Annotated in this window: 19 protein-coding genes; 10 read left to right on the plus strand and 9 right to left on the minus strand. The window is 66.1% G+C overall.

The window, feature by feature from the left end:
- Window positions 1-212: 212 nt before the first annotated feature.
- Genes MTBLM5_RS05705 through MTBLM5_RS05715 form a run of 3 tightly spaced genes read right to left on the minus strand, consistent with a single transcriptional unit; the run spans window position 213 to window position 3,302 of the window.
- A complete protein-coding gene (locus tag MTBLM5_RS05705) occupies window positions 213-1,184 on the minus strand; it encodes a radical SAM/SPASM domain-containing protein (RefSeq protein WP_173974810.1) in 972 nt (323 codons plus the stop codon).
- Window positions 1,181-2,266 (minus strand): DegT/DnrJ/EryC1/StrS aminotransferase family protein, encoded by a 1,086-nt coding sequence (locus MTBLM5_RS05710; RefSeq protein ID WP_173974811.1) that lies wholly within the window; start codon window positions 2,264-2,266, stop codon window positions 1,181-1,183. The genes MTBLM5_RS05705 and MTBLM5_RS05710 overlap by 4 nt, the downstream gene beginning before the upstream one ends.
- Window positions 2,267-2,270: 4 nt before the next feature.
- Window positions 2,271-3,302, minus strand: a complete 1,032-nt coding sequence (locus MTBLM5_RS05715; RefSeq protein ID WP_173974812.1) for a radical SAM/SPASM domain-containing protein — start codon at window positions 3,300-3,302, stop codon at window positions 2,271-2,273.
- Window positions 3,303-3,639: 337 nt separating this feature from the next.
- Between MTBLM5_RS05715 and MTBLM5_RS05720 the strand changes: the two genes are divergently transcribed.
- The 5 genes from MTBLM5_RS05720 (at window position 3,640) to MTBLM5_RS05740 (ending at window position 9,153) form a co-directional block, all read left to right on the plus strand.
- Window positions 3,640-5,169 carry a hypothetical protein gene (locus tag MTBLM5_RS05720; protein WP_173974813.1) on the plus strand — a complete coding sequence of 510 codons (1,530 nt, stop codon included), beginning with the start codon at window positions 3,640-3,642 and terminating at the stop codon, window positions 5,167-5,169.
- Window positions 5,170-5,305: 136 nt separating this feature from the next.
- The gene (locus MTBLM5_RS05725; protein ID WP_173974814.1) at window positions 5,306-6,577 is read left to right on the plus strand and encodes a class I SAM-dependent methyltransferase; all 1,272 of its coding nucleotides are present in this window, start codon (window positions 5,306-5,308) and stop codon (window positions 6,575-6,577) included.
- Window positions 6,574-7,395 carry a sugar nucleotide-binding protein gene (locus tag MTBLM5_RS05730; RefSeq protein WP_173974815.1) on the plus strand — a complete coding sequence of 274 codons (822 nt, stop codon included), beginning with the start codon at window positions 6,574-6,576 and terminating at the stop codon, window positions 7,393-7,395. The genes MTBLM5_RS05725 and MTBLM5_RS05730 overlap by 4 nt, the downstream gene beginning before the upstream one ends.
- A 31-nt stretch (window positions 7,396-7,426) precedes the next feature.
- A complete protein-coding gene (locus MTBLM5_RS05735) occupies window positions 7,427-8,488 on the plus strand; it encodes a radical SAM protein (protein WP_173974816.1) in 1,062 nt (353 codons plus the stop codon).
- Window positions 8,488-9,153, plus strand: a complete 666-nt coding sequence (locus MTBLM5_RS05740) for a class I SAM-dependent methyltransferase (protein WP_173974817.1) — start codon at window positions 8,488-8,490, stop codon at window positions 9,151-9,153. The genes MTBLM5_RS05735 and MTBLM5_RS05740 overlap by 1 nt, the downstream gene beginning before the upstream one ends.
- On the opposite strand, the gene MTBLM5_RS05745 is transcribed toward MTBLM5_RS05740, so the two are convergent.
- The 6 genes from MTBLM5_RS05745 to MTBLM5_RS05770 form a co-directional block, all read right to left on the minus strand.
- Window positions 9,137-10,060: a transketolase family protein gene (locus tag MTBLM5_RS05745; protein ID WP_173974818.1), complete on the minus strand. Its 924-nt coding sequence runs from the start codon at window positions 10,058-10,060 to the stop codon at window positions 9,137-9,139. The genes MTBLM5_RS05740 and MTBLM5_RS05745 overlap by 17 nt on opposite strands.
- Window positions 10,060-10,875, minus strand: coding sequence for a transketolase (locus tag MTBLM5_RS05750; RefSeq protein WP_173974819.1), 816 nt, complete (start codon window positions 10,873-10,875; stop codon window positions 10,060-10,062). The genes MTBLM5_RS05745 and MTBLM5_RS05750 overlap by 1 nt, the downstream gene beginning before the upstream one ends.
- Window positions 10,856-11,827: a phosphotransferase family protein gene (locus tag MTBLM5_RS05755; RefSeq protein WP_173974820.1), complete on the minus strand. Its 972-nt coding sequence runs from the start codon at window positions 11,825-11,827 to the stop codon at window positions 10,856-10,858. The genes MTBLM5_RS05750 and MTBLM5_RS05755 overlap by 20 nt, the downstream gene beginning before the upstream one ends.
- Complete coding sequence (locus MTBLM5_RS05760) at window positions 11,824-12,384, minus strand: hypothetical protein (RefSeq protein ID WP_173974821.1); 561 nt, start codon at window positions 12,382-12,384, stop codon at window positions 11,824-11,826. The genes MTBLM5_RS05755 and MTBLM5_RS05760 overlap by 4 nt, the downstream gene beginning before the upstream one ends.
- Window positions 12,385-12,472: 88 nt before the next feature.
- A complete protein-coding gene (locus MTBLM5_RS05765; RefSeq protein WP_173974822.1) occupies window positions 12,473-14,029 on the minus strand; it encodes a PfkB family carbohydrate kinase in 1,557 nt (518 codons plus the stop codon).
- Window positions 14,030-14,114: 85 nt separating this feature from the next.
- On the minus strand, window positions 14,115-15,275 hold the full coding sequence (locus tag MTBLM5_RS05770; protein WP_173974823.1) for a lipopolysaccharide assembly protein LapB: 1,161 nt from the start codon (window positions 15,273-15,275) through the stop codon (window positions 14,115-14,117).
- 109 nt (window positions 15,276-15,384) lie between these two features.
- Between MTBLM5_RS05770 and MTBLM5_RS05775 the strand changes: the two genes are divergently transcribed.
- The 5 genes from MTBLM5_RS05775 to MTBLM5_RS05795 all read left to right on the plus strand — a co-directional run bounded on the left by MTBLM5_RS05775 (window position 15,385) and on the right by MTBLM5_RS05795 (window position 21,719).
- Window positions 15,385-16,281, plus strand: a complete 897-nt coding sequence (locus MTBLM5_RS05775) for a hypothetical protein (protein ID WP_173974824.1) — start codon at window positions 15,385-15,387, stop codon at window positions 16,279-16,281.
- 22 nt (window positions 16,282-16,303) lie between these two features.
- The gene (locus MTBLM5_RS05780) at window positions 16,304-18,049 is read left to right on the plus strand and encodes a tetratricopeptide repeat protein (protein WP_173974825.1); all 1,746 of its coding nucleotides are present in this window, start codon (window positions 16,304-16,306) and stop codon (window positions 18,047-18,049) included.
- A gap of 324 nt (window positions 18,050-18,373) precedes the next feature.
- The gene (locus MTBLM5_RS05785; RefSeq protein ID WP_173974826.1) at window positions 18,374-19,243 is read left to right on the plus strand and encodes a flagellin; all 870 of its coding nucleotides are present in this window, start codon (window positions 18,374-18,376) and stop codon (window positions 19,241-19,243) included.
- Between the two features lie 163 nt (window positions 19,244-19,406).
- Window positions 19,407-19,838 carry a flagellar biosynthesis regulator FlaF gene (locus MTBLM5_RS05790; RefSeq protein ID WP_173974827.1) on the plus strand — a complete coding sequence of 144 codons (432 nt, stop codon included), beginning with the start codon at window positions 19,407-19,409 and terminating at the stop codon, window positions 19,836-19,838.
- A gap of 27 nt (window positions 19,839-19,865) precedes the next feature.
- The gene (locus MTBLM5_RS05795; RefSeq protein ID WP_173974828.1) at window positions 19,866-21,719 is read left to right on the plus strand and encodes a hypothetical protein; all 1,854 of its coding nucleotides are present in this window, start codon (window positions 19,866-19,868) and stop codon (window positions 21,717-21,719) included.

Consider the following 21,719-nt stretch of genomic DNA (forward strand, 5'->3'; position numbering starts at 1 on the left):
TTCTGGCTCCGTGGTGGTGACGCCGACCGTCGGCTTCGACGGATCGGTCGCCAAGTCTAGCGCGACAATGGTGTCAGCTTCGTGAACGACCAGAGCGTTGGAAACCCGAATGGGATATGGTGGCAATCACAGGAAACCGGCACCGACTTGCCCGCAAGGGGGCGCCGGCCTTTCCGGCTCTCTATCAGGCCGATCCGGCCCGGTTCGGATTGTCAGGCGGATTGCTCGGCCGATAGTTTGGCGAGATCGTCGCGGTCGGACGGCGCGTCCCAGACGTTGCAATCGGCGCAGATATCCATTTCGGCCTTGCGTCCCCCGGCATGCAGGGCGCGGCGGGCCTGCATCACCTCGGACTGCCAGCATTCGGCGATGGACTGGGTCGCGACGGAGCCACCGGGATACTTGCCGTTATAATCGACGTTGCACAGCGATACCCTGCCATCGGCAAAGATGGGCATCAGCGACCATAGGGCGATACAGGGCAAGTGAGGCTCGTGGGTGGCGGCGATCGGCGTGAAGCCGGGAAGCTGGCCGCCCCAATTGTGGTAATTGTGGAAGCTGACCCGGTCGGTCGCGGCCAGGTGGTCGCGCCAATAGCGTTCGAAGGACGGCCATTCGTCGGCATTGCCGTGTTGGCGGACCATGCGCACCCAGATGCGGGTGGCCGGCCGAATGCGGTCGCGCAGTGCGATGAAGGACCGCGCGTTTTCCAGGACCTCCTCGAACACCAGGCCGCGGCGGATCGATTCGTAGACCTCCTTGTTCAGGCTGTCGATGGACAGCAGCACGGAATCCAGGCCGGCTTCCAGGATCGCCCGGCCGCGTTTCTCGTTCAGCAGGCTGGCGTTGGTGCTGATCTCGACCTGGCGTACCCCCTTGTCTTTCAGTAGGGCGATGCGCGGTGCCAGCTTCTTGTCCAACAGCGGCTCGCCGTCGCGGTACAGGCTGACCTTCCGGACCGTGGCGGCGTGTTCGCCGATCTCGGCGGCGATCTTGGCGAACAGATCGTCCGTCATGGTCGGCGAATGGCGGTTCCAATCGTCGATGGTGCACATCGGGCAGCGGGCGTTGCAGGCGTTGACCGTCTCGATCTCGAAAAAGCGCGGGAAGCGCAGCAAATCCTCCAGCGTCTCGCCGGGGCTGATGCGGCCAACCAGATAGTTCTCGATGGCGTGGGCTGTCACCGGCGGTACTCCCACAGACGCTCGATCACGATATCGACATTGGCCAGCGGCTGGGCCGGTCCCGACGGCAGGACCAGAATAGTCTCGGCCTGCCGGGTGGCATGCGGGACCGGGGCCGGGCAATCCAGATGCGCCGCCCGGTTCAGCGGCGGGTGGACCCGTCGGCTCTGGATGCCGTCGGCGGCCAGGTGGGCGATCACCCCGGCCGGATCTGTGGTTTCGGCCTCGGTCCACAACGGGACCTCGCCGTCCTCCAGATGGACCTGGCAGACCTGGATGTGGGGGTGGCCGGTCAAGCCGTCGGCATAGCGGCGGTGGATGGCGGTGACATGGGCGACCCGTTCCTCGGCCACCTGCAACTGCGCCAGCCCGACGGCGGCTGCCAGGTCGGTGAACTTGAAATTCATGCCTGGCCTGGTATAGGTCTCCCAGTTACCGTCGGCCCGCACGCCATGCAGTTTGGCAAGTTTCATCCGGGCCAGCATGTCGTCGTCGTCGGTGACCACCATGCCGCCCTGGCCGGTGGTCAGCAGCTTGGCCACTCCCAGCGAAAAGCAGCCCATGCCGCCGAAGGTACCCAGGGCCTTGGCTCCCTGGCGTGACAGAAGAGCCTGGCAGGCATCCTCGATCACGGCGATGCCGCGTGGTTCCGCTAGTCGCAGGATGGCCGCCATATCGGCGCCGCGCCCGCCCAGGTGAACAGGCAAGATGGCGCGGGTTCTGGGGGTCAGTAGCCGCTCGAGGGCGTCCGGGTTCATCACCGGGCGGCCCGGTTCGGTGTCGGCCAGCACCACCTTGGCGCCCAGCAACGAGGCGGCATGGGCGGTGGCGATCCAGGTGGCGGCCGGCACGATGACTTCGTCGCCGTGGCCGATGTCGATGGCCAGCATCGCCAGCATCAGCGCCGCCGATCCGGACGGCGTCGCCACGGCATGGCGGGTACCGACCAGATTGGCGAATTGGCGCTCGAACCGGGCGGTCAGCGGGCCTTCACCGACATGACGGTCGGTCACCGCTTGGGCGAAGTTGGCGACTTCCTTCTCGCCCAGGCGGGTTGCCCACACGTTGATGCGGTACTCCATGGTCCTAGCCTTTGCCCATGCCCTGGCGGTCGTGCAGGTCGCGGTTCCAACTGCCCAGTCGGTCCAGCACGTTGTAGAAGGTGGTGTAGGGTGACGGCGTGCGGATCAGGAAGCCATCCTTGACGGCCTCGGTGTACCCTTGCGTTTCCACCCAATAGTCGCAGTTCTTGCAAAAGCCGGTTTCGTCCCAGCGACCGGCATTGTGCAACTCGCGCAGTTCGCGGAAGCGGGGTGAGTTCCACACCGCCCGGACGCCACCGTCCCGGAAGATATTGCCCACCACGATGTCGGGCTGTTCCGAGGTCACCACGCAGGGCGTGACGTCGCCGTTGGCACGGATGACGATGTCGCGGAACAATTGCTTGCAGGGAATGCGCTCGGGCAGCATGTCGCGATGCAATGTCGGATTGATCCGCTCGATGTCGGGGCGCAGGTCCTGGATGTAGCCGGTGACGCGGATCAGGTCGACGCGCGATTTCCAGAATTCCAGGAAGGCGGGGATTTCCTGGTAATTGTAGTCGGTCTCGACGAAGGTGACGCCGACGCGCGGCAACGGCTTGGCGCCCCGGACCTTCAGCAGCAGTTCGACCTTTTCCACCAGCTTGTCCAGCCGCGCGAAGCCGCGCGCCTTTTTCAGCGTCTCGGGGGTGGCGGCATCGACGCTGACATTGACCGAATCGAAGCCGATATCGACCAGGAAACGGGCCAGATCCTCGTCGATCAACAGGCCGTTGGTGTTGAAGGTGCCGGCCAGGCCCTTCTGTTTCACCCGTTCGGCGGCGTGGCGGAAGGTGGTGGCGACCAGCGGCTCGTTGGCGACGTTCAGTGTCACCGAGGGGCGCCATTCGGCAATTTCGTCGACCAGACTGTCCACCTGCTCGTGGGTCATCTGAATCTCGGATCTATAGTATTCGTGGTAATTGCCGGTCTGCTTCTTCTCGAGCGCATGATGCCGGCAATGGGGGCAGCTGAGATTGCACTGGTTGGTCAGCTCGATGCGAACGATCGTCGGGTGTTCAACGCTTTCCAGCTGCATCTCAGGCTTCTCCTGAATCAGGTCGCCCCCTTCTGAGGGGAGATCAGTCTAGCAGGCGATGGTTAAAAATTTCACCGCTATGCATCCTCGGTCCCGCCTTTGACATAGTGGCTGATCCGCCCCGGACAAAGTCCGGTGTCACCCGCGAACCCAGAAAAGGTTGCCGCCCGTGGATGAACAGCTCTATCGCGTCCGCACAAGGGGAATCGTGACCATCCCGGTCCTCATCCTTTCAAGATGGTTCAGCCTGGGAAGGGGCCGGAAAACAAATTGTACTGCGCTTATCGATGTCAGTATCATCACCGCTCGGTTTGAAAACTTCACATGAAGGCGCAGAATGCGCGACGCGGTTTTAGAGCTTGTCGGCGAGGCCAGCACCGCCCTGAAATCGGGTGACCATCGCTCGGCCGCCGCTATCCTCGACCCAGTTCTGGCCCTGGTCCCCGATCATCCCGACGCCAACGCTCTGGGCGGAATCGTCAGTTTGCTGCAAGGCCGGGTATCCGAAGCGGCGCAACGCCTTGCCTTCGCCTTCAATGGGCTGGCGGCTGCGCCGGGACAAGTCGCGCTTTATTACGCGGCGGCGCTGGCGGCGCTCGATTTGGGACCCAAGGCGCACGAGATTCTTGCGGACTCCCCCCCGCACGAGACTGCCAAGTCGCTGTTTGACGTCGCCGACAACCTTCTGCGCGAGGGACGCCGGATCGAAGCCCTTGGGGTGTTGCGCGTCGTCGGGGAACGGGATGATCCGTGGCTGGACGACCCGGCGAACGCCTTCGCCGTCGCTGTCCGCCTGGTGGCGTTGGGCGACGGCGATAGCGCCGAGTCCGTCGCCTGTCGCAAGTTGGTCGGCCCGGACCGGCATTTCGAAGCGGTGGCGGTGCGGGCGGGGATCCATGCTCTGACCGGCGATCTGGACGCGGCGGCGAACGCCATGGGCCAGCTTCGTCGCCATCGCCCCGACCTGGCCGATGATCCCCGTCTTCCCGCCAAGTTGCATCGCTTGCACGAACGCTCGGCGTGGGACGGGCGCGATTCTGGGGGCGATTCGTTCGCCGATGGCCACTTCGTGGCGTTGCCACCGTCGGAGCTTTTGGCGGGGCGGGCCCGCGAGGCCTCGGGCTGGCGGGCGGCCAGGCAGGTCGTCGTTTATCACGTCAGCGAGTCGGGGGGCACAAGCCTGGTCGGCGCCCTCGACAAGTTGCAGGCCGGCACCTATCTCGCGTGCATCACCAGGGACGCGTGCGAATCCTTCGCGGCCTTGGACGAAGCGCAGCGTCACGACATTGCCCTGGTCCACTGGCACGTTCCCATGCCGATCCGCCCGCTGGTTTCGCCATCCGCTCGCATCGCCGCCATGGTGCGCGATCCGGTGCAACGGGTGGTCAGCAACTACTATTGGCAGGCCAAGCATCGCGGCCAGGGTTTGCCCTGGGTGTCGGATGAGATCGAGGCCGGAATCTCGCTCCGCGACTGGGTGGACCGGCTGGCCGATCGCGAGATGGACACGCTGAGCCACTGGATCACCGCGCTGGAACCGGCGCGCCCAGAACCGTGGAGCGTGGCCGATCTGCTGGCGGCTGCCGACCGCCATGTCGATTTCCTGGGGATCACCGAGTTCTTCGACGAATCGCTTTTCATTCTCGCGTCCCTGCTGGGGGCCGAGCGCGTTCCCAAATGGGGCCGCGCCGCGTCGGGCTCACCGCCGAAGCTGGGGGACCTTGATCCCGCGATCGTGCGCCGGATCGAAAAGATCACCGAACACGATCGAGAATTCTTTCACGCTTGCCGCTCGCGTTTCCTCGATCGCTACGGCGACATGATTGACTTCCATCGCCGGCATGTCGGCTCGCTGGAGCTGCGCTAATCGCGCAACCGAGATGGCGGATGGCGTGATCGTCGAAGGCGCCGCTTTGCATCCCCTGTCCCACCTGTGACATAGTGGCTGATCCGCGCCGGACAAAGTCCGGTGTTATCGATGAACCCAGAAAAGGTTGCCGCCCGTGGATGAACAGCTCTATCGCCTGCGCACCAGTTGCCGGGTCTGCGACGCCCCCGACCCGGTGATCGTGGCGCCCTTGGCGCCGATGGCCGCCGCCACCCCCACCTTCTGCCTGCCCGGCACCGACAAGACCCACCCGGCCTTCACAAGGCCGGTGCCGCTGGCCCTGGCCTTGTGCCGCCAATGCGGCATGGTCCAGGTTCCGGCCATCGTCAGCGCCGACCTCAATTATCGCAACTACGCCTATCGCACCACCAACTCGCTGGGCCTGCCCGAGCATTTCCGCGCCCATGCGCGGGAAACCATCGACCGCATTCGCCCGCGCCCCGGCTCGCTGGTGATGGAATTCGGTTCGAACGACGGCACCTTGCTGGCCGCCTTCGCCGAACAGGGCCACCCGGTGCTGGGCATCGACCCGGCCCGCGCCATCGCCGAGCAGGCGACCGCGCGCGGCGTGCCGACCCTGGCCGATTTCTTCGGCGAGGCGCTGGCCGTCAAGCTGCTGGACAGCCATGGCCCGGCGGCGATCTTGCTGGCCAACAACGTCATCGCCAATATCGACGACCTGCACGACGTCGCCCGTGGAATCGCCACCATTCTGGCCCCCGACGGGGTGTTCGTGTTCGAAACCCAGTACGGCCCCGACGTGATCGAGCGGCTGCTGCTGGACACCGTCTATCACGAGCACCAATCCTATTTCGCGCTGACACCGTTATCGGTGCTGTTCGCCCGCCATGGGCTGGAGGTGATCGACGTCGCCGCCATCTGGACCAAGGGCGGATCGATCCGCGTCACCGTCCAGCGCCAGGGCGGGCCGCGGCGGATGGAGGCCTCGGTGCCGGCGATGCTGGCCGACGAGGCGCGGCGCGGCATCAAAAGCCCGGCCTTCTTCACCGCCTTCAACCATCGGATCAAGGCGACCGCCGCCGCCTTGCACGCCGAAATCGACCGGGTGCGGGCGATGGGGGGCGGGGTGGCCGGCTATGGCGTTTCGGTCGGCACCTGCACCCTGCTGGCCCAGTTCGACCTGGCCGGCAAGATCGACTTCCTGGTGGACGATGATGCCAACAAGGACCCGGAACTGGTCGGCCCCGGCTATCGCCTGGCGGTTCTGCCGCCCACGGCGCTGATCGAGCGGCGACCCGGCCTGACATTGGTGTTCGCCTGGCGCTACGCCGATCCGATCGTGGTGGCCAACCAGGCCTATCTGGAAGCGGGCGGCGCCTTTCTGGTGTGCCTGCCCGAACCCCGCCTGATCACGGGCGCGTCATGACCATCCTGGTCGCGGGCGGCGACAGCGCCATCGGGCGGGCGGTGGCGGCCGAGCTGGAACGGCGCGGCTGCGCGGTGGCGGCCACCTCGCGCCGGGCCGGCCGCCATCCGTCGCTGGACCTGGCCAAGCCGCCCACGACCTGGGAGGTGCCCGACGCGTCGGCGGCCCTGGTGGCGGCCGGCATCGGCTCGCTGGCGGGGTGCGAGGCCGACGAGGCCCTGGCCCGCGCCGTCAATGTCACGGCGGTTGCGGCGCTGGCCCGGCGGGTGCCCTTCGTGCTGGTGCTGTCGACGACCCAGGTATTCGCGGGCGACCGGCCCCATTATCCGGCCGACGCCCCGGTCTGTCCGGCCAACGCCTATGGCCGCGTCAAGGCCGAGGCCGAGAGGGTGGCGCTGGCGGCCGGCGGCGCGGTTCTGCGGCTGGGCAAGGTCCTGTCGCCCCATCTGCCGCTGGTCCAAGATTTCGTCGCCACCTTGCGGGCCGGCGGCACGGTCGAGGCCTTCGCCGACATGGTGCTGGCCCCGGTCACCCTGGACCAGGTGGCCGCCCTGGCCGCCGACATCCTGGTCGGGCGCCTGTCCGGGATCCATCAATTGTCGGGCGATCAGGACATCACCTATGCCGACATGGCCCGGCTGATGGCCGAAAGTGTCGGCAGCGGCCAGGTTCGCGAAACTTCCGCCTCTGAGCGGGTGCCGGCCCACTTCATCCAGGCCCACGCGACCCTGGCCGCGACCGGCGGGCGGACCGCGCCGTCCTCGGTCGAGGCGGTGCGCATGGTGCTGGCGCAAACCCTTTCTTTACCGGGCGAATGATCCCATATGGGTCTGGTGCGGAGAAGTCGTCATGGAAGTCTATTCCCAACTGAAGTTCCTGCGCTTTCGCGACCGCCTGGACGCGGTTTCTGAAGGCCGGGTGCCGGCGCCGGTTCATGTCCGCATCAAGCCGATCAATCGCTGCAACCATGATTGCTGGTATTGCGCCTATCGCAATTCGAACCTGCATCTGGGCGAAGACATGGACGAGAAGGATACCATCCCGACGCCCAAGCTGTTCGAGATCGCCGATGACATCGTCGCCATGGGGGTGAAGGCGGTGACCTTCTCGGGCGGCGGCGAGCCGCTTTTGCACAAGGCCCTGCCCGAGACCATCGACCGTCTGGCCCAAGGCGGGGTGTCGGTGGCGACCTTGACCAACGGGGTCAACCTGAAGGGACGGGTGGCCGAGGCGCTGGCCCGCCACGCCACCTGGGTCCGGGTGTCCATCGATGCCTGGGACAACGAATCCTATACCGCCTCGCGCTCGGCCCGGCCGGGCGATTTCGACCGGGTGATGGACAATATGCGGGCCTTCAAGGCCTCGGGCACCGAATGCGTGCTGGGCGTCAGCCTGATCATCGATCAGGTCAACCACACCCATGTCGCCGAACTGGCGGCCCGCTTCAAGGAATTGGGCGCCGACCACGTCAAGCTGGCCGGGGCCGTCACCGCCAACGACGCTGCCGAACATAATGCCTATCACGAACGCTTCGCCGCCGAGACCGCCCGCCAGATCGCCCTGGCGCAGCAACTGGCCGACGATCGCTTCCAGGTGCTGAACCATGTCCACCGCATGGCCGAAAGCTTCGACAAGCCCTATCATTCCTGCCCGTTCGCCCGTTTCCTGACGGTGATCGGCGCCGACCAGACGGTCTATCTGTGCCAGGACAAGGCCTATACCCAGTCGGGCAAGCTGGGGTCCATCAAGGACCGCAGCTTCAAGGATTTCTGGTTCTCGGACGACAATAAGCGGGCGCTGGAGGCCGTCGATCCGTCGGTCCATTGCCGCCATCATTGCGTCGCCCACGGCAAGAATTTGGCGCTGGTCGATTACATGTCGCAGGACCTGGGTCACACGGTGTTCGTCTGATGGCCGAATTCAACTTCATCCAGACGCTGCACAGCAGCACCAAGCGCGATTACGTCGCCCGGGTGGTCGAGGCCGACAAGGCCGAATGCGCGGCGAAGGCACAGCAATGGGGCCAGGATTACTGGGATGGCGAGCGCCGCTTCGGCTATGGCGGCTATCGCTATGACGGACGCTGGCGCCCGGTGGCCGAGGAACTGGCCCGCCATCTGAACCTGAAGCCGGGCATGCGGTTGTTGGATGTCGGCTGCGGCAAGGGCTTTTTGTTGTACGAATTCACCCAGGTCGTGCCGGGGCTGGTGGTTGCCGGGCTGGATATCAGCGCCTATGCCATCGACAACGCCAAGCCGGAGATCAAGCCGTTCCTGACCGTCGGCGACGCGGCCAGCCTGCCTTACGGCGACGGTGAATTCGACGCGGTGGTCTCGCTGGGCTGCCTGCACAATCTGAACCTGCCCGATCTGTGGCGGGCTGTGGGCGAATTGCAGCGGGTGTGCCCGGGAACCGCCAAATACGTCATGGTCGAATCCTTCCGCGACGAGCGCGAGAAGGCCAATCTGCTGTACTGGCAGCTGACCTGCCGGTCGTTCCACGACCCGCAATCATGGGCCTGGCTGTTCGGCCAGGCCGGCTATCGCGGCGATTGGGGCTTCATCTTTTTCGAATAGCCTGGGCGATGCTGGCGGCGATGCCCGCCGGCTGCAGCCCGAACCGTTCCAGCAGTGCGTCCTGCGAGCCGTATTGGTGGACGAAGGAATCGGGCAGGGCCAGGCGCAAGGTCGGCGGCACCGGGCCGGCCTGGGCCAGCGCATCCAGCACCATTGCGCCTAGCCCGCCGATGCGGGAATGTTCCTCGACGCTCGCCACCAATCGCTTGCCCTGGGCCAGCGCCACCGTCTGGGCCGCGTCGAACGGTTTGACGGTGTGGGCGTGCAGCACGGCGCAGCCGATGCCGTCGGCCGCCAGCATCTCGGCCGCCGCCAGGGCGCGCCCGGTCATCACCCCGGTCGAGACCAGCAACACATCCGAACCCTCGCGCATGGGGATGGCGCGACCGATCTCGAAGCCGTTCCCTGGCTTCGAGATCACCGGGTCGCCGCCCTTGCCCAGGCGGATGTAAAGGGGGCCGGGCCACGACAGGCTGGCCTGCATCAGGCGGGTCATCTCGTCGGCATCGGCGCACGCCACCACCGCCATGCCGGGCAGGGCGGACATCAGCGCCAGATCGTCGATGGCGGTGTGGGTCGGCCCCAGCGGCGCATAGACCAGCCCGCCGCCATTGCCGACCAGCCGCACCGGAAGATCGTGCAGGCAGACGTCGATCGACACCTGTTCCAGGCACCGCCGGGTCAGGAAGGTGGCGATGGTGTGGACGAAGGGCATCAGCCCGTCCATCGCCATGCCGGCGGCCATGCCGATCAGGTTGGCCTCGGCGATGCCTTCGATGATGAAGCGGTCGGGCACGTCCTTGGCCATCTGCTTCAAGGTGCCGGCCGACGGGTCCGAGCCGATATAGACCACCCGGGAATCGGTCAGCGCCAGCCGGTGGATCATGTCCAGACAGGTCTTGCGCATCACATTCCTCCCAGCTCGGCGATAATGGCGGCGGTCTCGGCCTCGGTCAGCTTGCGCTTGTGGTGCCAGTCGGCCACGCCTTCGGCCAGACTCAGGCCCTTGCCCTTGACGGTGTGGGCGATCACCAGGCTGGGCTTGCCCGCCGCCACCGGCAGGGCGCCCAGCACCCGCTTCAGGTCGGCGGGGTCGTGGCCATCGGCCTCGGTGACCGAGAAGCCGAACGCCCGCCATTTGTCGGCCAGGGGTTCCAGCGGCTGCACCTGCTCGACCGGGCCATAGGATTGCAGCTTGTTGTAGTCGATGATGGCCACCAGATTGTCCAGGCCGTGCTTGGCGGCACTCATCGCCGCTTCCCATACCGACCCCTCGTTGGTCTCGCCGTCGCCCATCACCACGAAGACCCGGCTGGGCCGCTTTTGGATGCGCGCCGCCAGCGCCATGCCCAGGCCGATCGACAGACCGTGGCCCAAGGCCCCGGTCGAGGCCTCGATGCCCGGCAGGCGGCCATGTTCGGGATGGCCGGGCAGGCGGGAATCGACGGCGCAGAAGGTGGCGATCTCGGACGGGGGGAAGAATCCCTTGTCGGCCAGGATGGCGTACAGGGCCAGCACGCCGTGGCCCTTGGACAGGATGCAGCGGTCGCGGTCGGGGTCCGAGGGATGTTTCGGGTCGATGCGCAGGATGTCGTCATACAGCACGCGCAGGATCTCGATCAGCGACATGGTGGCGCCGAAATGGATGCCGGCCGATTTGATGGCGCTGATGGCCAGGCGGCGCAGATGGCGCGAGCGGTCGTCAAGCGGGGGCGAGGTCATGGGCATCTTCCAACCATGAGAGCAGGGATCGGGACTTTTCCAATTGCCGGCTTTCGGCCAGGCGGGCCTCGGCCGAGCCTTCGACCAGGCCACGGCGGGCGCGGCGATCGGGGCGGAACTCGTTCAACAAGATCAGGCACCAGATCAGCCCGAACAGCGGAATCATCGCCTCCAGTCGCGGGGCCAGGCCGGGATCGTCGGGCAAGGCCGCCAGCATCAGGACCTTCAGGCGGTCGCGCTCGGGTGCCGAAAAGGCCGATCCGGGATGCAGCATGGCGTCGGCGATGGCTTTTTCCGGGCCGTCCCAGCCGAAATATTCGAAATCCAGGAAGGCCAGGCCCGATGGCGCAGCCAGCATATTGTGCCGGCCGAAATCCGACGGGCTGAGCACGCGGGCCGACGGTGTGGCGAAGCCCGCGCCCAGCCATGCCCTGGCGCGGGCAAAGGCGCGCTCGGCACTTCCCCGGATGTCGGCCAGATGGGCGGCCAGCGCGGGGGTGCCGGCCAGCGGGGCCAGCCGCTCGGCGAATTGTCGTTCGGCCTGTTCGGCGGCGAAGACCGGGGTCGAGCCCTCGCGCATGTCCGCCGCCGCGCCCCGCAAGGCCTGCAGGCGGGCGAAGAAGGCGCCCATGGCGGCCACGGCATCGTCGGCCGGTTCCAGCGGGCGGCCGTCGATCCAGGTGTACAGGGCCGCATGACGGGCCGGATCGGCCGCGACCGGCTGGGGCACCGGCAAGCCGTGGCCGGCCAGGAAGGAAAGCGCCTGCCATTCCTGGCCCAGGCGGTCGCGCGGGTCCTCGGCCTGGGGGGGATAGGATTTGAGCGCCAGCCGTTCGGTCCCGGCATCGATGGCGAAGATGCGGTTGTTGCCGCCGCGGCCCACCGCTTGAGCCGCATCGACCGGCCGGCCCAGCAGGCCAGCCGCCAGGTCCCGCGCTTGGGTAACGTTCATGCCAGCACCCGTGCGCTGACGCTGGCCCAATCGTCCAGCAAGATGGCGCGGGTGGCGGCGGGGAAGTCGGGATCCTCCAGCAGTTCGGCCAGGTCATCGACGAAGATCGCCGGGGCGAGTGCGCGGATGCGCGCCAGCTTGGCGGCGCGGTCATTCTCGAAATGGATGTCGTCACGGACGAAGCCCAGCCGCGAGAAATAGCCCTGCCGCTCCAGCCAACCCAGTGCCGCCTGGCGCAGATCGGTGCCGGTCGGGTCGAAATGGCCGGTGCGGGTCTTGTGGCTGACGATCACCAGATCGTGGCCCAGGGCGCGCGCGCGGATGATGAAATCGCAAGACCCCGGCATCGCTTCGGCCAGGTCGATGCGTGGGCCGTAGACCTGGCCCTGCAGGCGCTGCCAGTCGGTCTCGCCGCCCGGTCTGGCGCGCAGGGCGGCGCGGATGTCCGCCTTGGTCCCGGTGAAATCGGCCCCGACCAGCCCCATTTCGGCCGCGACGGCCAGGAAGGCGTGGTCGTAGCCGATCAGGGTGTTGTCGAGGTCCAGGCCGATCAGCACCGTCTTTCCTTCTAGGCCAGCGCGCTGCCGACAGAGCTGGCGCCGCCGGTGACCAGGCCATGTCGCGGACGTGCCATTGATTGCTTCCTTACTTCAACAGACGTTCGACGAACTTGATCAATTCGATGCGGCCGACCGAGCGGCGGTGGCCGACGATGCCGACCTTGATGGCGCCGACGGCATTGCCGACGAAGCCGACCAGTTCCATCGGCCCGCCCACCGCCACCAGCGGCGAGGTCACCGCCAGGAAGGCATCGCCGGCGCCCACGGTGTCCAGGGCGCGCTTGGTGAAGGCGGGGACGCGGTTGATCTTCTTGCCCTTGGCCCAGGTGGCGGCGCCTTCGTGACCCATGGTCACGGTGATGCGGTTGCAATCGATGCGGGCCGGCAGGTGCTTGCTGAGGATGGTGGCGATATCGCTGTACCGGTCGCCGGTGGCCAGCTTGGCCTCGGGGGCGTCGATGCAGACGTAATTGGCCTTGGGATAGCGGGTGACCAGATTGAAGCCGGTATTGGCGCTGTTGGTCTGGGTATTGACCGCCAGGAAGCGGGCATTGTCCACCAGGGCCTTGATGACCGGAGCGGTGATCATGCCGTGGCCGAAATCGGTGACGATGACCAGATCGTATTTGGGCGCGCGGTTGGCGATGACTCGCACCAACTCGGCTTCCTGGCGCCCGGACGACGGGGTGTCGTCCATGTAATAGACCTCGAACAGCTTGCGCATGCCGTTGTCGATGAATCGGCATTTGCGGGTGGTCGGCGCGCCGTCGCGATGAAGGGCGGTCAGGGTGACGTTGGGCAGCAGCGAATCGCGGATCAGTTGTTCGTGGCTGTCGGCGCGGCCCAGCACGGTGACCACCTCGACCTCGGCGCAGAAATTGGCGACATGGTTGGCCGCCGCGATCGAGCCGCCGGCGAATTGCTCGCTGTCGCGGTGAAGCGTGGCGATCATGTTTTCCTTGGGCGACTTGCCCAGGGCGTTGACATATTGGTAATCGTCGATGATGGCGTCGCCGACCACCAGGACCTTCAAGCCTTGGGCGCGGTCCAGCATCTGACGGACCTGGGCCAGGCCGTCGCGCTGGCGCAGCCCCGCCAGGTAATCCTTGAGCGCCGGGTCATAGACATCCAGGTAATTGTTGATCAGCGACGAGGACGAGAACACCAGCTCGTTGGTGAACACCACCCGGCCGCCATGATCCTCGACCGCCCGGCGTTCCGAGACGATCTTGCCGGTGACGTCGGTCTCGGAATCCTTGTAGTCCGAGCCCTTGACGTAGACGCCGGGCTTGATGGCGTGGATCACCGTCTCGGCCGAGGCGGCGTCATTGATGCCGACATAATCGACATGGGCCAGTGCCGCCAGCATCTCGGCGCGCTGGTGCTCGCCGAACACCGGCCGGCCGGGGCCCTTGTTGACGAAGGCATCGGCGGTGATGGTGACCATCAGCACGTCGCCCTCGCGTCGGGCCGCTTCCAGGTGGCGGACATGGCCCAGATGCAAAAGGTCGAACACGCCGTGGCACAACACCACCGTACGACCGTCGCGGCGCAGCTGCTCGGCGACGGTCGCCAACTGGGCCAGGCTGTGAATCTTGCCGCCGTCGGGGTGACGGTGCGAGGGGGTGACGGTTTCAGTCATGGCGCGCGTTCTTATCCCTTTCTTGGGTGCGGCCTGGCGCCGCTTTCTGCCAATCAGGATTCCCGCACAATGGTTAAGGCTTCGCTTATGGCGCCGACGCGACCAATGGCGGATAGGCCACCGCCGGCCGGCCGGCATAAAAGGCGGCGGCGTCGTTGAGCAGGCGGTGGCGGACCAGCATGTCGGCCAGGGCGACGCGGTGGCCGGGATCAAGGGGCTCGGCCTGGTGGGCGCGATGGAACATCGCCGACGCTTCCTTCGACAATCCCAGTCCGGCCAGGGCGTGACCGATGGCCGAAATCGCCTGGGCGCTGGGGGGCGCCGCCAGATGACGCTCGATGTCGGCCAGCGTGGCGTCGAGCCGTTCCAGGAAGTCGTCCAGCGGCTGTTCCTCCCAGCCGGGGCCCGACGGGATCAGGCGGCCGAAATGAACGGCGGCGGCCTGATCCATGCGGCGCCGGGAATAGAAGATATCGGCGACCGCCGCCCGGGCCGTGCGGTTGTCCGGTTCCAGCGCCAGCCAGCGGGTCAGGCAATGGGCCGCCGCCGCCTTGGCGCCGATCAAGCCCAGGCTGCGCGATTCCAGGTGCGCCAGCATGGTGCCGATATTGTTCCACAGCGCCGGCCGCTCGGGGGCGAGCCGGCAACTGGCCCGAAAGGCGGCGATGGCGCGGCGCAGCCTGACCAATTGCGACGGCGACATCACCGCCACCTCGGCCAAGACCAGGCCCGACGCGGTCAGCTCGGCCGCCAGCAGGTCGCAATGGGCGGCGGAATCGTCGGGGGTCGCTTCGGTCAATCGGCGAAAGACGGTGGCGGCGTTGGTCCAATCCTGCCGGCGGGCCAGCAGGTCGGCCGCCAGCCGCAGCAGGTCGGCCAGTTCGGGCGTGGCGATGTCATGGCCGATCAGCACCGCGGCGGCGGCGGCGGCGACCTCGTCGGTGGGCGGCAGGCCGGCCAGAGCGCTCAGCGCGCCCGGGGCGTCGCCGGTCCGCCATCGCGCCTCGGCCAGGGCCAGCGCGATGGATGGGCTGGCGGGATCAAGCATGGCGGCTTCGGACAGTGCCGCGAAGGCCGCCATGCCGTCGCCCAGGTGCAGGCACACCCGGCCCAGAGCCAGCCAGACATCGGGAGAATCAGGGCTCTCGTCGGCCAGTTCCGCCAGCAACGCCCGCGCCTCGGCCGGGCGGCCGTCCTTCCAGGCGGCCAGCGCGGACTCGAACAGGGGCTGCGTGTCGGTGGGCATCGGCGGAAGTCTCTCCCAGCGCGGGAGGCAAGGGTAGATGGCAATTGGTAGACAAGTTGTTAAGGAAGGGGCGCCACAATCGAGCCCGTCACCATGGGATGGCGCCGGGATGCAGTTCAATTTCTACCTGAAGAATCACCACGTCACCGGGCTGGCCAGCCTGGAAGACATCATCGGGCCGATTTCCGCCGGCCTGGTCGAGGGCGGTCATCAGGTGCAGTTCGAATACACGCAGCTGCTGCCCCGGCCGTGGGTCAACGTGATGTTCGAGTATTTTCCCGATACCGGCCTGATCGACGAACTGGCGGCGGCGCGCGCCGAGTATGGTCGCGACCTGATCGTCGGCCTGATCGGCACCGAGGACCTGTCCGACACCATCTCGATGGGCGCCAAGGGTGATCAGCGCCGGCTGGACAACATGCGTCGGGTCATGGGGGTGTTCGACTTCATCTGGTCGATCGTGCCGGTCGATGATTACGCCCGGCTGTTCCCCGATTGCCGGCCCGCCCATTTCCTGCCCTTCGGCCATTGCCCGTCGCTGGAGCTAAGGCCCGTCCTGCACCAGGGCATCGACGTCATGCTGTACGGCAAGCTGAACGGCTGGCGGGCGCCGGTGGTGCAGACCCTGCTGGAGGCGGGTGCCCGGGTGCAGGCGACCTTCGGCGACATGCCGGAATTCATCCGCCGCAATATGCTGGGACGGTCGAAGATGGTGCTGGACATGCGCAGGGGCGACGTCGTGCGCTACATGTCGCCGTCGCGCATCTGCGCCGCCTTGCAGTGCCGGACCCTGGTGGTGGCGGAGACCTTCGACGTCAGCCCATTGTCCAGCCTTTACCGCTACGTGGTTCCCGCCGATTATGGCGACCTGGCGGCGACGTGCCTTGCCCTGATGGCCGACGATTCGGCCCGGCGGACGCGGACAGACGAACTTTTCGCTCGCTTCAAGGCGGAGACCTCGATGCGGGCCAACCTTGAAGCGTTGCTGCCGACGATACCGGCGTAACCGAACGGACGGATGGCGGGCGATGAATTTGGAAGCGGAACTGCAGGCCGGGATATTAGCCCATTCCGAGGGGCGGCTGGGCGATGCCGCACGGTGCTATCGCCGGGTGCTCGAGGCCGATTCCAACAATGCCGACGCTCTGCACCTGATGGGGGTGCTGTCCCTGATGGGCGGCGAGGCGGCCTTTGCCGAAAGCCTGGCCCGCCAGGCCATCGCGGCGGCGCCCGATTGGTTCGCGCCCCATGTCGGCCTGGGCAACGCGCTTCAGGCCCAGGGCCGGCTGGAAGAAGCCGCCGCCTGTTTTCAGGCGGCCGTGACCCTGCATCCGCAAAGCGCCGAAGCCTACAGCAACCTGTCCAGTTGCCTGTGCGCGCTGGGGCGTGCCGACCAGGCCGCCGACGCGGCGGTCAACGCCATCGTCATCGACGGCGCCATGGCCGAGGCGCACAACAATTTCGGCAACGCCCTGGCCGCGCTGGGCAGCCCGTCCGAGGCGGCCGAGGCCTATTTCAAGGCCATCGCCCTCAAGCCCGACTATTCCGACGCCTGGTACAATCTGGCCAACGCCCAGATGGCCGCCGGCGAGCTGGACGAGGCGGTCAAGCTTTACCGGCGGGCCATCGAGCTCAGCCCGGCCCCGGTAAAATATTACAATCTCGGCAACGCATTGCTGGCGGCCGGCCGGCCGGCCGAGGCGGTCGAGGCCTTCCGCACCGTGCTGGAGCTTGATCCCGGCTTCGTCGCCGCTGCCGTCAACCTGTCCAGCGCCTACAAGGATCTTGAGCGCCTGGACGAGGCCGCTGCGATCTTGCGCGAATATCAGGTCCGCGCCCCCGACGCGCCCGACCTGCATTGGAACCTGGCGCTGGTGTCGCTGCAGGCCGGCCAATGGGCCGACGGCTGGCGGGAATATGAGTGGCGCTGGAAGATGCCGACCTTCGCGCCGTTCGTGCGCGATCTGGGCCGCCCGGTGTGGCAAGGCGAGGATCTGGCCGGCCGCTCGATCCTGGTGCATGCCGAGCAAGGCTTCGGCGACGCCATCGAGTTCTGTCGTTTCCTGCCCCTTCTGGCCGATCGCGGCGCCCGGGTGGTGTTCGAATGCCGGGCCGGGCTGACCCGTCTGATGTCGACCCTGGATTCCCGGATCGAGGTGGTGGCCCTGGGCCATCCCCTGCCGCAGACCGATTACGCTCTTCCGATGATGAGCCTGGTGCATGCCCTGGGGCTCTCGATCGATCAGGTGGGCCGGGCCGGCCCCTATCTGTCGGCCCCGGCCGGTGCCGCCGATTTCTCCGACGTCGCCGGTCAGGCTGGGCTGAAGGTCGGCATCGTCTGGGCCGGCGGCGAAAGCCGGCGCGATAACCGGGTCCGCTCGTGCCGGGCGGTCGACATGGCGCCGTTGGCCGCCATCGCCGGATGTCGCCTGTTTTCGCTGCAAGTCGGACCCCAGTCGGGGCAGGTCGCCCAACTGGGAGACGCCGTCACCGACCTTTCCCCGCGGCTGGCCGATTTTGCCGATACCGCCGCCGCCATCGCCGCGCTGGATCTGGTGATTTCGGTCGATACCGGCGTCGTGCACCTGGCCGGCGCCATGGCCAAGCCGGTGTGGGTCCTGCTGTCGAAGCCCAGTAACGGCTTTCTGTGGATGCAGGAGCGGAGTGATTCCCCCTGGTATCCGTCGGCTCGTCTGTTCCGTCAAACGCAAAGCGGCGATTGGTCGGAACTGATATCGCAGGTCGGCAAAGAGATCATGTCGATGAATCCATAGTATATCTCCGCATGGGTCGTCCCGATGACTTGGGGTTTTTAGCGGGCTCAGCAGTAACCGTGGGTCCAGGCTGGATATGTTTGTGGCAAAACACTGTCCGTGGCCATGCTGCAGGGTGGTTTATGAATTGTTAAGGTTTTTGCGCCTTGGCGGGGCTTCGCGGGCTGCTTGAAATTCTGTCGAAAACCCATTGCGGACGGAAGGGCGTTGGGGTATAGTTTTAAGTAACCGAGCAGAGACCTGCTGCGGTTCTCTGCTCGAGTGACCCGGCAAAGCTGGGCCCGAGCTCTCAAGGCAAATAGCTAATCCAGAAAGGATTGTGCCATGGCTGAAAACGTAACACTCTCCGGCTCCATCCGTACCAACCTGCTGACCCTGCAAAAGACCGGTGATCTGGTCAACAGGACCAACAGCCGTCTGTCCACCGGCCTGCGCGTTGGCTCGGCCGTTGATGACGCCGTCAACTACTTCCAGGCCAAGTCCCTGTCCGACCGCGCGGCCGACTTGACGTCCCGCAAGGAAGGCATCGACCAGGGCATCAGCAGCCTCAAGTCCGCCATCGGCGGTCTCGAAGCGGTTGAAAAGCTGCTGGTGCAGATGAAGGGTGTGCTGCTCAGCGCGAAGTCCTCGACCGCCGCCGAGCGCGTCGATCTGGCCTCGCAGTTCAACACCCTGGCGACCCAGCTGACCGCGTTGTCGAACGATACCTCGTTCCAGGGCCTGAACCTGATCAACGCGACCGGCGCCAACCTGAAGGTGCAGTTCTCGGAAAAGACCTCGGCCATTCTGGACGTTGGTGGTACCGACAACCGCTTCTCGGCGATGGTCGGCTTCACCGCCGCCGGTGCCACGGTGATCGCTACCGCGGTGACCGGTCTGACCTCTGGTTGGTCGGCGATTTCCGCGAGCGTGTCGCTGTTCGACAACATCATCGAAAAGATGGACAGCGCGGTGACCACCGTGCGTTCGAACGGCAAGACCCTGGGTACCAACGTCGCCCTGCTCCAGACCCGTCTGGACTTCACCAAGGCGTATGTGAATACCCTGAAGGAAGGCGCGGACAAGCTGACCCTGGCCGACCTGAACGAAGAAGGTGCCAACCTGGTGTCGCTGCAGACTCGTCAGCAGCTCGGCATCCAGGCGCTGTCCTTCGCCGGTCAGCAGGACCAAGGTATCCTGAGGCTCTTCGGCTAATCTAACCGAAGTAGTCGTCAGTTCTAGGATTGGCGGAAGAAGGCATGTTGTCTTCTTCCGCCTTTTCCTTTTTTGGCGCTATTGCGCTTTCACAAACCGTTAATTCATTGGTGGTATCACGGATTCCAGAAGACGCGCTGGGCACGTGCGCCAAGGAGGAATGATGAGCTATCCGCCAAACCAAGGCCGCTATTCCAATATTCCGGCGCCGGGGAATCCCCGCCTGACCGAGGCATGGGCTTTGACCGAAGCGGCGCGCCGGATCGCCGACTCTCAGCGGCCCGACGCCGAGCCGGGGGCCTTTCTGGCGGCGATTCGTCTGAATTGGCGGCTGTGGACCATTTTTCAGGCCGAACTGACCTCGCCCAACACCGAGGTCCCGATGGAATTGCGCCTGAACATGCTGTCCTTGTGCAATTTCGTCGATAAGACCACCGTCGATATCATCGCCGAGCCGGTGCCGGCCAAGGCCGAAATCCTGATCACCATCAACCGGAACATCGCCGCCGGCTTGTTCACCACGCCCTCGGACCAGGGTGCGTCGAGCGAGACACCGCCCGCCGCGCCTCCGGGAAGCGCCGATTTCAGCGCCTGATCGTTCTTCCAGACAGTGGAGAGTTTAATGGTTGCCCACGACATCCTGGCGCAGGCCAGCGCCGCGCTTGACCATTCTGATCTCGAAGAGGCGCTCAACATCGCCGAGCGCAATCTGCAAAATCCGGAGCATCAGGTGGACGCGGTTTGCGTCATGGCCGCCGTCGCCTATCGCCAGGATGATTGGGCCCGCTCGCTGCTGCTGCTCGAGCGGGTGGCCGAGCAGCCGAATGTGCCGAGCGACATCGACGAAGTGCTGGCGGTTCTCAATTGCCTGGTCGGTCGCCTGACCGACGCCTTGTTCCATGCCAAGGTCGCCTCGACCCGCAAGGTCGGCAACGTTCTCGAGCGTCTGTTCGGTCCGGAATTCCCCAAATTCGCCGACGCCTTCGCCAATATCGGCGAACGCCCGTTGCTGCGCCGCGCCAAGCTGGCGCTGCGCAACGGCATGCGTCCGGCCGCCCGCAACCTGGTCGAACAGCACCTGTCGCTCACCAACAACGACATCGATGCTCTGGATTTCCTGTCGGCCCTGCTCGAGGAAGACGGCGCCCACGAGGAAGCCATCGGCGTCCTGCGGAGCGTGCAGACTCTGGGCGGCCAATCGGCCACCTTGCTGTCGCGACTGGCGCGCAGCCTGATGGCCACCGGCGACCGCGACGCCGCCCTGGCGTGTCACGATTTGGCGATGGCGCGGGCTCCGTCATCGATCGCCATTCACGCGGCCGCGCTGGAAGCGTGGGAGCACCATCCCCATGCCGAAGGCCGCCGTCACCAGGCCTGCCTGGAATCCTGGCGCAAATTGGTGATGGCCAAGATCCCCAAGGTGGTGCGACCCTTGCCGCCGTTGGCCGCCGGCGGGCGGCGGACCGTCGGTTATTTGTGTTCGAACGTCTCCGACGAAGCGGTTCGCTTCATGATCGGACGGATCGCCGCGCGCCATGACCGGGCTCGTTTCAACGTCATCGGGTTCGGGTCCGGCGATTTGGCCGACAATGCCAACCTGGCCTTCCGCAATTCGTTCCTGCGCTGGCGCGAGATCAGCCAGTTGGACGAATTGACCCTGGCCGCGCTGGTGCGCGGCGAAGGTGTCGATATCCTGATCGATTGCGATGGCTTGGCCGCGCCGGCCCATCACGGACTTTACGTTCGTAACGCCGCCCGCGCCCAATTGTCGTGGCTGAACATGCCGACCGGCGCGATGCTGCCCGGAGCGCATGGGACGCTGGCCGGTTCCGGCCTGCCCATGGGGCCTTATCTGCTGAACGCCGAGCGGGCCATCACCGCCGGCCTGCCTGCCGCCGCCAACGAGGGCACCATGACCTTCGGCGCCGACGTGTCGCTGGCCGACTTCAATCCCGACGTCGCCTTGGCCTGGAGCCTGGTGCTGCAAGCCCACCCCAACGCGCTTCTGGCGTTGCGTGACGACGGACATTTCTCGCAGCCCAAGCACACGGCGAACCTGGTCGAACTGTTCGGCAATTTCGGTGTCGCCCACCGCATCGACATCATTTCGTCCAGCACGGCCGAGTTCTGGAGCCAGGTCGATGTCGCCCTGGCGCCGTTCCCGTCGCTTCCGGTCTTCACCTATGGCGAGGCCCTGGGCGCCGGCATTCCGGTGGTGATCATGAATACCGGTCGAGCCGCCAGCTTCGCCGCGTCGGTGCGTGCCACCGGCCATGGCGAAACCATGGTGGCCGGCGACGTCAACCAGTATGTGGACCTGGCGGGCCGCTGGGCGTCGGACCTTGACCGTCTGGCCAACCATCGCCGCACCGGGGCGGCGGCCATCGACGCCTCGGCGCCGTTCAACGTCGATGCTTTCGTGAGCGGTCTCGAGGCCCATCTCGACGGGCTGTTCGCCGAGCAGCCTGTCGGCTAA

It is taken from the genome of Magnetospirillum sp. LM-5, from assembly GCF_902729445.1.
GTDB lineage: Bacteria > Pseudomonadota > Alphaproteobacteria > Rhodospirillales > Magnetospirillaceae > Magnetospirillum.